This window comes from Coprobacter sp. (assembly GCF_982436375.1).
The window spans coordinates 1-12,403 of the sequence record NZ_CEWDCG010000083.1 but is presented as its reverse complement, the minus strand read 5'-3'; the positions used below and the strand labels follow the sequence as shown (position 1 = coordinate 12,403).

Genomic DNA, 12,403 nt, shown 5'->3' with positions numbered 1-12,403 from the left:
AAATACCGCCGATAAAATAACAAAGATACCGACCAACTGTTCCCCATCAAGAGTCTCATTTAAAAAACATACTCCTAAGAACAATGCGGTAAGAGGCTCCATACAGCCCAAGATAGCAGTAATAGTAGACCCGACTTGCTTAATTGCTAAAATCAAAGTAAAATCAGAAATAAGGGTCGGGATCAGTGCAAGTAAAAATAAGTTTATGCCTGCTTTATAAGACGGAATCGCATCTAAACCGTTTCCCTTTATCAAAAGATTTCCTCCAAAAATAAGTGCAGATGACAACAAAACATAAAAAGTCATTTTTAACCCGTCCATTTTTTGAACACAAGACTTATTCACACCGACAATATATATCGCATAAGTGAGCACCGTTACTAAGACCAATGCCAATCCCCTTACATTAATGACTCCCCCATCCTTGCCTCCACTTAAAAAATAGACTCCGACAATCGCCATCACCGCCGCCGTAACAACAGATAAAGAGACCTTATTTTTGAAAAATAATATCATAATAGTCGTCACCAATACCGGATATAAAAAATGCACAGTGGTCGCAACACTGCTGGGAATATACAAATAAGACGCCGTAAGGCATAAAGAAGTAAGGGCATAAAAAACTCCAAGAAAAAATAATGTAACAAGTTCCTTAGCCGTAATACGAAAATCGCTCTTTACAAATAACAAATAAAGCCCTACTATAACTGCTGATACGGCAAAACGGTAAAACAATATAGAATCGATACCTACTCCCTCCTGTATGACCGGTAAAGCAAAAAACGGAATCATCCCGAACGTAGAAGAAGATAATATCGCTAAAAATATGCCTCTGAATTGTTTCATTTATTCTCTATTTTTAAAGTAAAGTATTTTTCGAGGCGCAAAATTGGGAATAATAAAACAATTATCAATTTACATATGTAAAAAAAGAACAGAGACCTATTATTGTATTCCGGCACGTATCCGGCTCAAAGAAACTTGAGAAATACCTAAATAGGAAGCAATGTGTCTGAGTGGCACTTTTTGTAAAATTTCCGGTTCTTGCTCCATCAACAGATGATACCGTTCGGAAGCCGAAATAAAACAACGTTCCATAATCAATTTCTCCAACTCTAAAATTATCTGATCAGACATTCTTCTTCCCCAATTAGCTAATTCGATATTACGGTCGAAAAGCCGGTTAAGAGCATCATTCGATATTTTCAACAAGTCACACTCCTCAAGTAATTCGATATTTTCATATCCTGCAGAACCAAACATATAACCATTCATCGATAATAACGACATACCCGATGAGGCAAACCAAATAGTCACATCCCGATCTTCTTTATAAAAAAATCCCCGTGCATATCCCTTTATAATGAAATAAGAATATTTTTCTTTAACATCGCTTCGTATCAACAAATGACCTTTCGGAAAAGATACTCGTTCTGTCTCTGCAATAAACAAGGACAACGCTTCATCCGAAAGAGGATATACTTTTCTGATTTTTTCTATAAAATCTTTCATTCGATCTGTTTAACAAAAGAATGCCCGAACAAGCCGGGCATAAAAAATATTACATTCTCATTCAATAAACCTTAAAGGCTGCCTAAATTTTCCGATAAAGAGATTCAGCTTCTTATCAGAACTTAAAACCGAGAGTCAATATAAACGAATTATTTTTAGCATGCAAAGTAGCTACCTCCGAAGTCAGGCCCGTACTCGGAATCGGGGAAAACGCTAAAACATCGCTTTTTGCATTTTTATGAATATAAGCCATATCTGCATAAAAAATTCCAAACCGATAACCCAAACCACAAGTATAATATTGCGTACCCCGGTCAAGCGTATAGTGAGGAGCCATACCTGCTATATTCAGTGCATCCCCCGTACTCACTTTCATAGGAGATAACTGATTGGCATATCCCAAACGAGCACTTAACTGAGGAGTAATGCGATATTCTCCTCCTACCCGGAATGTATGTCCGGCTTTAAAATAAGAAGAAATATCATCATTGACATCATTCATCTCCAATCCGTCGGTTTCGCTCAAACTCATTTTGTCATACGCCGTATATTCATAATCAAAACTGACAATTCCCTTTTTCCCGATTATAAATGCCGTACTCGCCATAAATTTCCACGGAGTAACCAAACTATAATCATAACGGCCTTCCGGACTATCGGTCACATCTCTTTCCGAAAGCGTTTCATTAACATTCGTATTAACATAAGTATAGGCATTATCTACACTCGCCATATAATAATCGCTCATCGAATAGTAGGTCGGCGTATGAAACGCCAATCCTAATCGCCAATAATCGGTAACACGAGCTATTAATCCGAGTTTGACATTAAAACCCGTACCTTCTGTCTTCAACCGATTCCATAAAGAGAAATTACTGGCTGTTATCGGATAATTATAAATCTCATATTTATCAGGTTCTTCTATTTTCTCTTTTTTAGGAACAAATCCTGATGTATTGAATAAATTTTCATCATGAGAAGAGATCATTTCATAATCCAGATCCATTATACCGAGCCCTATTCCAAAATAAACCACATTCGACACATTTCCCCCGAAATTGAACGTATATTCGTTTGTCCGACCTCTTTCCCTGACATAAAGCGACCCCGATCCGGTGGCTTTTGCTCCGAAAAGGCCCTCATAACTGTCATCATAATAACCTCCTTCCGGATTTTCCTGAGGAGACATCAGCAACGACTCATATCCTAAAATACTCAACCAAGGAAGGCCGTTTATATCATAAGCATCCCCACTTTGCACATCAGCTCCGGCCAAATCGTTCTCCCTAATCCCGAAAGATTTATCGGCAATATAATTCGTTACAGAGGAACGAAGATTACTATACTGTACCCGATATGTCTGATCATAAGAATTACGACGATTATACGCAAACCCGAAATTATAAGAGACTATTCCCAAATCTTTTCCGGTATTAAAAGTTCCTATTATACCGACATTATCAAAAACAAATTTTGTCAGATTATTATTCACATTGACAGAAGTTTTTGTCTCCGCAGAAATTCCGGCTATACCCAAAGTCGTAACGATTTCATTACTTCTATACACTCCGATACCCGCCGGATTTTGCGACAATGTCGATATATCACCGCCTAAAGCTCCAAAAGCCCCTCCCATTCCCATGTAACGGGCCGTACCTTTTATATCGGTACGAGAATAATTATAGGCATTCATACTGCCTTGCGCGAATAGCGAAGCTACGCAACACATCGTTATCGCCATAATACAAATTGACCGTTTCATTTTCATAAATATTTCTGATATAAAAAACGGAAGCCCACATCACTCCTCGAATTCTCATTCACAATGATTATGGGCTTTCATTACACTATTTCATTATCGAATATTATCTTAAACTTATCTCTTTATCTCGTACGCCCCCGGGAACCTCCGCTACTACGGCCAACACTACCGCTCGATCCGCTACTGCGAGATGTGGACGGGCTATAGCTACTCCTCGATTCCCGCCTCTGACTGCTTGATGGAGTATATGTGCTGCGTCCTCCGCTACTGTTCCGTACTCGCGATGAAGAGCCGGAAGTACGTCCTGAAGAAGATCCCGGAGTATAAGTCGATCGGCGATTGGTTGTTCCTGAAGGACGGTTATACGTAGAATTACCACTTGATGTACCGATACGAGTACGTCCACGATTCGAGTTGGTTTCTCTCATTATAGGTTGCTTGCTTGAAGAAGACCCCGGAGTGTATTTGTTCCCCGTAGAAGACGGACGAGTATTTATAGTGTTTCTTCCTCCACTATAACGATTTGAAGAACCATAATTTCCGTAAGTCGTTCGTCCACCATTCGAATAACGGATATCCCGTCCGTTATTCCATCCGGGACGATGTCCGGGATAATAGCCGGGGTGATGGTGATGACCTCCCCAGCCCCAATGCGGATACCATGGTCCTGCCCAACCCCAATAAGGATTGTAGCCCCATCCCGGATAACCATATCCCCATGAGAATCCCCATGAACCAAACCCGAAATTCCAGCGCCAAGACAAACTCGAATAACTGTAAGGCGCCCACGTATAATTCCAATACCACGGATTGGTCCATGTCGGTGTCACAAATGCATACGAATTATCAATATATACATTCCAATCCGTAGGATCTAAGAAATATATATCCGTATAAGCAGGATCGGAAATATGTATGGTAAATTTCGGATTGTGAAAACGGCGTATCCGTTCGGCATATTCAAGATCACTTTGAGAACCTTCAAAACCATTAAGATAATATCCCGTATTATCATCATCCGCATCCTGCTCATTCTTCTGAGCCATTCGGGTAAACTCATCAAGAGTAATAGATGGAATCGTATCTGTAGTTTCCGGAGAATAACGGCGATTATATGCATCTACTTCCCGATCATAATCAGATTGAGCAGTAGTTGTCGTAACTGTTGTAGTAGTCGTTGTTGTCGTCGCTACCGGCTGTTGATAAGCCGAAGTCGATTTTTCCTGTTTTTTCTTTTCTACAATCGGATTTTTATCTTTCGGCTGATAATATAAATCATCTTCGGGAATATATTTTTGCCCAAAAGCAACAACCGATAATCCTAAAAATATCAGGACAGACGATAATCTTTTTATTTTCATTGCGATGTCCTCCCTATAATAATTTTCTATTTTGACTTGTCCTGCCGGCAAAAGTTTAACTATACTGTCACTCTTTACCATATATTATATTTTATTCAAATGTCTATACATCAACGAATAAATACAAGAACAAGCATTATCTTATTGTAAAGATGCAACAATTCGGATATTTCGCTGCATCCCGAAGCAAAGATAAGATTTATACTGGTCAAAGAATACTTAATAATGAATAATTTACCCTATAAAATACATTAAAAGGCATGCTTTGCTCACGCAAAACATGCCTTATCGATAAAGAAAATAGGAAATATATAAAACACAATTGGCCTGATTACTTAGGCTGTTCTATTGTCTTGTCCGGCTTTACATCATAAGAGAAGATAATCAATGCCACTCCCCAATAAACAAAAACAAATGAACAGAGAAATACGATACTGTAAGCTGCAGTAAAAGGTGTAAAGAAAAACAAGAATGAGATCAAAAGCATGATAATTCCGTTAATCAAATACAGCCACCAATATTTATAAGCCGATGTCATAGAAAATGCAGAAATAATATTGCTAAGTCCCTTAAACAAAAATATAAAAGCGAAAAAATAAGGAAGAGTCAATTCGCTCAATGCCAAATTGCTGATCAACAAAAATCCGATAAATATATCGAATATTCCTCCAGCAAGCCACCAGCCCCATCCTTGTCCTCGTTTTTCTATATCTCCCGAAACAGTTAATTGAACCACTCCGAAAAGTATCAATCCCCATCCTAACAGCATCGAAATGACAGCATATCCCATAACCGGCTGTAACAACAACCATAAACCCGCAGGTATCAACAAAATCCCTACCAGCATTATTCCCCACCAATATTTGGTCTTTCCCCAAAAATTAAAAGTCGTAAGTTCCATAATCTTTACTTTTATTGATTTATCATATTAATTCGAAATGTTTAAAGTCTATCTAAATTCTCTGATAAGAAAATGTTATCCGGTTACTTTTGCATTTTCCTCTGAACAGAAATATGTCCTTAAAAGAAAACTCTCAAATCTGCCCCGACAAAATTCAGATAGGCTCTTAATCTGCATGTATAACAAGAATAATAGCCGTTTAGATTGATTTATACACGTTAAAGATTATCAAAACCCAAACAACCCTCTCTTTACGAAAGCCTTTTTATAGGCCCGACTCCTTTAATTCTGATTTTTTAATTTTATCTTTGCAGCCGTATGAAAAGAATTTCGGTACTCTTTATTATCGGTATCTGCTGTGTTTTCTCGGTATTTGCCAAGAAAAAGCCGGTTATTGCAGAACCGTATGCATGGCGCAATACACAACCGTTGGGCAACAGGTATCGTGTACCGATGGACACACTTCAGCTCAATTTTTACCAAACTGACCAACCCTCTTCATATTCAACGGCTTATGGTTATACGGGTAATTTAGGAGGTCCGGGATTTTCAAAAATATTTTTCGATCGCCCGCAGATGCCCCAGTTCATATTCAAAGCGCCTTTTCATCCTTGGATAACAACTCCCGAGAATTTTGACTTTTACAATACCCGCATTCCCATGACACTTTTATCCTACCTCACAGGAGGTTCTAAAGTGAAAAAACAAGACGACTTGAAAGCCGTCTTTTCAGGAAATGTAAATGCCAGATTGGGATTCGGGGCTAATATTCAATATCTCTATTCTCGGGGAAGTTATGATCATCAGGCAACAAATGAGCTTTCTTGGCAACTCTCATCTAATTATATCGGAGAAAAATATCAATTACAAGTAATGTTCAACACATATAATTTTGTATGTCAAGAAAACGGAGGGCTTGCTGACGACAACTACATCCTTCATCCTACCGAAATGGATGGAGGAACGGGTATCGATTCACAAAGTATTCCAATCAACCTAAGCGATGCATACAACCGTGTGAGAGGACAAAACTATTATGCCACACAACGTTATAATGTAGGTTTTTATAAAACAGAGACAAAAGACACGACAACAATAGAGACATTTGTTCCTGTCACCAGTTTTATTCATACGATAGAATACAACCGAAATTTCCGTCGTTTTGTCAATCTCTCGGCTGACGAAAATCAAAAATTTTTCAAAAATACCTATTTCAACAAAAACGGATCGAATGACACGACCTCTTATTGGTCTCTCAAAAATACACTGGGAATCTCTCTGCTTGAAGGTTTTAACAAATATGCAAAAATGGGATTGGCGGCCTATATGACATACGAAATACGCCAATTCAAACTAATGCCGGATACTGTTCCCTCAGCCTTCGCTTTCGCACCTGAAACACCGGTACTCGGAGAGCCTGTAACATTTATAAGACGATCATCGAGCCGATACTATACTGAGAATTTACTATGGATAGGTGCTGAAGTTTCGAAACGGCAAGGGAAAATACTGACCTATACTGTAAACGGGAAATTGGGATTAACCGGTCCGGAAGTAGGATCGTTCGATGTGAATGGAGAAATACAGACTCGCTTTCCTATTTTTAAAGATACCGTCCAATTACGTGCATATGGCTTCTTTAAAAATCTTGAACCTGCATTTTATTATAAGCATTACGTTTCCAATCATTTTATATGGAACAATAACTTCAATAAAATCAGGAATTTTCGAGTCGGAGGAGAATTTGCAATAGAACGTTGGGGCACTCGATTGAACGTTGGTGTAGAAAATGTCCAAAACTACGTCTATTTTGATGAAAACTGCATGCCTCGTCAAGAAAGTTCGATCATGCAAGTTTTTAGTGCCAAACTAAACCAATCATTCAAAGTCGGGATTCTTAATTTAGATATCGAAGCAGTTTATCAAAAATCGAGCAGACCTTCTATTATTCCCCTTCCCGACCTCAGCGCATACGGAAATCTGTATTTATCTTTTCCGATAGCGAAGGTATTGAATACTCAAATAGGCGTAGATTGCCGGTATCATACCGAATATTATGCAGAAGGATACCAACCGGCAACTTTGTCGTTTTATAACCAAAGGGAATTTAAAATAGGCAATTATCCAATGATGAATGTTTATGCAAACATGAAATTGAAAATGGTGCGTTTTTACGTTTTATACTCGAATTTCAATCAAGGAATGTTCGGTGGAAACAACTATTTTTCTATGTTGCATTACCCAATAAACCCTGCAACCCTGCAATTCGGAGTCTCAGTCGATTTTGCAAATTAAACCTATATAGAGATAAAGAAAGAATATATGAAATACAAAACGCGATTTATTCTCTATATCGTTCTGTTGGTCATGGTACTTTTCATCATGTATATGATACGTACCCAAATACTCGTTCCGTCATATACCCCGAGAGATATTCCGGAAATCAAGCAAGACACACTACGTATTGTAACGGACTATACTCCGATAAATTACTACATATCTGATGATACCATATCGGGATTTGATTATGAATTATCACAACTGATTGCCAAGCGAAGCGGTCTGCATGTAAAAGTATATCCCGAAGTCAGTTTAAGCAAAAGCATAGAAGGACTCGAGAAAAATCGTTACGATATTATCGGGCGTCCTATTCCTGTCACTACGGACAGTAAAGAAAATTTTTTATTTACCGATCCCATCTTACTCAACAAACAAGTATTAGTACAAAGAAAAGCCGAATATAATAATGGGAAAGACCCTATACGAAATCAACTCGATCTGGCTCAAAAACATTTGAATATTATCAGTGACGCCCCTACCCGTTTACGGATTATGAATTTGGCACATGAAATAGGCGATACGATTTATGTCAATGAAGAAAACACCTACGGTGACGAACAATTAATTATTATGGTAGCCAAAGGTGAAATTGATTTTGCCGTATGCGATGAAACAATTGCCCGAGAAATGAGTAAACATTATCCGGAAATCGATTTCAGCACCGATATAAGTTTTACACAATTCCGATCTTGGGCTCTACGACTTACATCGCCTTTACTTCTCGACAGCCTCAATATCTGGCTAAAAGACATCAAAAAAAGTCCGGAATTTCAAAAACTGAAAACAAAATATTATAAGAAAAAAAGATAACAAAAACGGGAGACAAAAATTTTCTCTCCCGTTTTACAAAAAATTATTTTGATTCACCTTTCGCCTTTTTCCATGCCAAAGCATACTCATCCAATATCAACCGTACCCCCTTCCCGATTTTCTTATAATCATCTTTATCGAGATTGGCCAAAGATGCACGTATCGACCAATCAGGACCATCAAAACCGCTACCGTTAAGCAACACTATACAAGTATCTTTTGCTAAATGAATTACAAAATCAAGAGGATCATAATTAGCTTCAAGATAACAGGCAAATTCATCTCCGTATAATTTCTTTGCCCACACCATAATATCTATTTCTGAATAATATCCGGCACGCAAAGGATCAGGAACAAGCTCGAAACCTGTATTTTCCCACATGGCATCGAGCCGCTCCTTAATTATTTTCTGCATTTTTTTCTTATATCGGTCTTCCTTATCAAAAAGAGCATAAGCCGCAAAAAGAGCCATCTGCATTTGCTGCGGAGTAGAAAGTCCTGCCGTATGATTCAACGCCACCATACGACTATCCGCTACCATACGGTCTATAAATTTAAGCTTCTCCGGATTAAGAGTTATAGACTCATAACGTTTATGCAAATCTTCAATATCCGATTTCGGAAGCGCAGCAATCATCTCATCATAAATATTATTCTCGCTCAATGCTATTACCGCCAAGCGCCACCCGGTAGCTCCGAAATATTTAGAGAAAGAATATACACACAATGTATTCAACGGTAATTCATACATCAAAGATTTGAAATGCGGCACAAATGTCCCATACACATCATCCGTAATAATCATCAGATGCGGATTATCTTTCTTGACAATATCTACGATCTTATCCAAAGACCGTTTGTCTAACGTATAAGAGGGTGGATTACTCGGATTGACGATATAAAGAACCTTTATCGATTTATCTTTCAATTTATCGAGCTCCGAATCGGGATACTGCCAAGTATGAAGTCCTGTTTCAGTCATTTGACTTGCCTGAATTTTAATCACCTGAAACTGAAAACGATCAAGTTCCGGAATTTCGATATAAGGGGTAAATATGGGTGTCATAAGAGCGACCCGATCTCCCTTGGCCAGCAGACGATTTTCTTGCAAAGAATCGAAAATATAACACATAGCTGCCGTGCCTCCCTCCGTAGCAAACAGATCATACTTGAAATTTACCGGCTGACGATCACACATCTCTTGTAACAGATAATCGTGTACAATCATTTCGGCATATTTCAACATACGATCAGGTACAGGATATTGATCTCCGATAATCGCTTCAGCCCATTCGTGTATCAACGAATCCGGATCGACTCTTTTCTTATCGACAAAATAATGATAAGCCTCTTTCAACAGATCAGCACCCGGTAAGGCCTTGTGCTGCTGAATAAAATCTTCAAAGCGTTTAGCAATGCCTTTCTCTACAGGAATACCTGCAATTCCTTCAGAAAGATCGAATACCCGACGGCACTCTTCCAGACCGAATTTTCCCAATAAAAAGAAAGCTTCACGAGGGACTGTTGCAATCCAGTTAGGATTTCCTCGTCCGGCATTCAGAAATAAACAAAAAGCTTTTCGAGTATGCTCTTCAGCAAACTCTATTAACTTATTCTTAATCTCGAACGGACTCATCGATTCAAGTCCTTTTTCAAACTTCCGGCTATATCCTTTCATCAAAGCCGAAGGTAATTTTTCTTTACAATCCATATTACAAATTTAAATTATCGATATTATTCTACATTTATTATTTACGACATCAGCAATACGATAACCACACCCCAAAGAATCAATAAAGTATTCCCGACGGCATACGTTACCGTATATCCGAGAGCAGGGACTGTGCTCTCTATCGACTCCTGTATTGCACCTAAGGCCGCTGTCGTAGTACGAGAACCGGCATTACATCCCAAATTAATGGCTGGATGAAACTTAAATATCTTGTCACCGATCCATATCCCTAATATCAACGGTATAGAAGTGGACAAAATACCCGCAAAGAAAATTATGAATCCCATTTCTTTTATTCCGGATAGAAAAGTAGGTCCGGCAGTAATTCCGATTACTGCAATAAACATATTCAATCCGAGATTATTAAAAATCCATACCGCCGGATCGGGAATACGGCCAAAGGTCGGATGTTTGGTTCTCAGCCATCCGAAAAACAAACCCGATATCAAAGCCCCGCCACTGGTACTTAGACTAATAGGAATACCGCCTAAACGTATAGTCAATGCTCCTACAATACCGCCGATCAATATTCCTAAACCGACAAAAATAAGGTCTGTTTTATTAGTCGGACGATCTACATATCCCAATTTAGGAGAAGCTTGCTTTATATCGTTTGCCATACCGACAATTTCAAGCAGATCCCCTGCTTGCAACTTCGTATTTGCTAAAATAGGTAATTCAACTCCTGTTCTTTTTACTTTCTTAATAATAATGCCATGCATGAACGGCTGCCGGCGTAATTCTCTTATTGTTTTCCCCTTTGCCGTCTTCTGAGTAAGCATGACAAAAATATCTTCAACCGGAAATGTCAACAATTCAGGATCATTTACCTCATCACCGATCCAGCTTTCATCTTCTATGACAGTCTCCCGTCTTCCGCTCAAAACAAGCTCGTCGTTTTTATGAATGATTTGATCAGGAGTCGCATCTACTACTTTTCCTGCAGAACGAACTCTCTCTACAAATATTCTCCGTCCCAAAGTCTGCATTTGTTTCTCCACATCGGCAACTGTTCTCTGAGTATCGAACCAATCGCTACAAGCACAATAGGCTCGAAAAACAACCGGACGATTCGCATCGATCAAAGCCGGATCATCTTCGATAGAACCTTTTCTCATTTGAGCTTCAAGTTCCCGGGTTTTCTGTTTTACTTTTTCCAACCCACCCAGCATTTTTGGTCCTAATGTCCCCAAAATATAAGCAGAACCGATTGTTCCGTAAATATAGGTCACGGCATAACAAACAGGAATAATATTCAACCAAGCCTGTTTTTCGGACTCTGAAACGCCCAATGTCCCGATCGTATCAGTCCCGACACCAATTACGGCAGAGATTGTCTGAGCTCCGGCAAACAATCCAATGGTTTCTCCAGGATTATAACCCAATATCTTGGCAATAATAACCGTCACGCCTAAACAGAGAATACAAAGTACACAAGCGAATATAACTTGCGGGATGCCATCGCTTTTTAATGACTGAAAAAACTGAGGACCGACACTGTAACCAATAGAGAAAAGAAATAATAAAAAGAAAACCGATTTTACAGGTCCTGGTATAGGAATATCCATTTGTCCTACTACCACACCTACTAAGAGCACAGAAGTTACCGTCCCCAGAGAAAAAGATTTATATTTCAATTGTCCCAACCAGAACCCAATGCCGATTGTAAGAAATATAGCCATCTCCGGATAGGTACGAAAAAAATGTAAGATTGTCTCCATATCACAGATTATTTAATAAATAATTTTCTTTTCACTCTCAGATAACAAGCATAACCGATATTTTGTTGACTACTTCCAAAAGACAGATATCCAATAAATCTCCAAAAAACAACTGTACGACATAAACGAAGTAAATCAGAAAGTTTTATAAATTACTTTAACCGAATCAACATTTTTAAGCTTCGTATTGTATTTATATCAATTAATTTCTAAATAGTAAACAAATATGGAAAAACTAGAACAAAAAGTCTATGCAATAAAAGA

At 38.5% G+C, this 12,403-nt stretch carries 9 protein-coding genes; 2 read left to right on the top strand and 7 right to left on the bottom strand.

Annotation, left to right across the window (positions count from 1 at the left end; translation table 11 throughout):
* The 5 genes from AC1WHX_RS06375 to AC1WHX_RS06355 form a co-directional block, all read right to left on the bottom strand.
* Positions 1–846: EamA family transporter (locus tag AC1WHX_RS06375; protein WP_481229017.1), on the bottom strand; the 846-nt coding region annotated here is incomplete at its 3' end.
* Between the two features lie 99 nt (positions 847–945).
* On the bottom strand, positions 946–1,512 hold the full coding sequence (locus AC1WHX_RS06370) for a Crp/Fnr family transcriptional regulator (RefSeq protein ID WP_270213995.1): 567 nt from the start codon (positions 1,510–1,512) through the stop codon (positions 946–948).
* A gap of 115 nt (positions 1,513–1,627) precedes the next feature.
* Complete coding sequence (locus AC1WHX_RS06365) at positions 1,628–3,274, bottom strand: OmpP1/FadL family transporter (RefSeq protein ID WP_270213994.1); 1,647 nt, start codon at positions 3,272–3,274, stop codon at positions 1,628–1,630.
* A gap of 122 nt (positions 3,275–3,396) precedes the next feature.
* Positions 3,397–4,716, bottom strand: coding sequence for a hypothetical protein (locus AC1WHX_RS06360; RefSeq protein WP_302545048.1), 1,320 nt, complete (start codon positions 4,714–4,716; stop codon positions 3,397–3,399).
* Positions 4,717–4,966: 250 nt separating this feature from the next.
* Entirely contained in the window at positions 4,967–5,536 is a 570-nt protein-coding gene (locus tag AC1WHX_RS06355) for an HdeD family acid-resistance protein (RefSeq protein WP_270213992.1), read from the bottom strand.
* 318 nt (positions 5,537–5,854) lie between these two features.
* Here AC1WHX_RS06355 and AC1WHX_RS06350 point away from each other — a divergent pair, with 318 nt between their 5' ends.
* Complete coding sequence (locus AC1WHX_RS06350; protein WP_270738537.1) at positions 5,855–7,831, top strand: putative porin; 1,977 nt, start codon at positions 5,855–5,857, stop codon at positions 7,829–7,831.
* A gap of 27 nt (positions 7,832–7,858) precedes the next feature.
* Positions 7,859–8,686: a transporter substrate-binding domain-containing protein gene (locus AC1WHX_RS06345; protein WP_122337584.1), complete on the top strand. Its 828-nt coding sequence runs from the start codon at positions 7,859–7,861 to the stop codon at positions 8,684–8,686.
* A 43-nt stretch (positions 8,687–8,729) separates the two neighbouring features.
* Here the strand turns inward: AC1WHX_RS06345 and AC1WHX_RS06340 are convergent, their stop codons facing one another.
* Positions 8,730–10,397 (bottom strand): bifunctional aspartate transaminase/aspartate 4-decarboxylase, encoded by a 1,668-nt coding sequence (locus tag AC1WHX_RS06340; RefSeq protein ID WP_122337583.1) that lies wholly within the window; start codon positions 10,395–10,397, stop codon positions 8,730–8,732.
* Positions 10,398–10,438: 41 nt separating this feature from the next.
* Positions 10,439–12,139, bottom strand: a complete 1,701-nt coding sequence (gene aspT, locus AC1WHX_RS06335; protein ID WP_009316504.1) for an aspartate-alanine antiporter — start codon at positions 12,137–12,139, stop codon at positions 10,439–10,441.
* Positions 12,140–12,403: the final 264 nt, after the last annotated feature.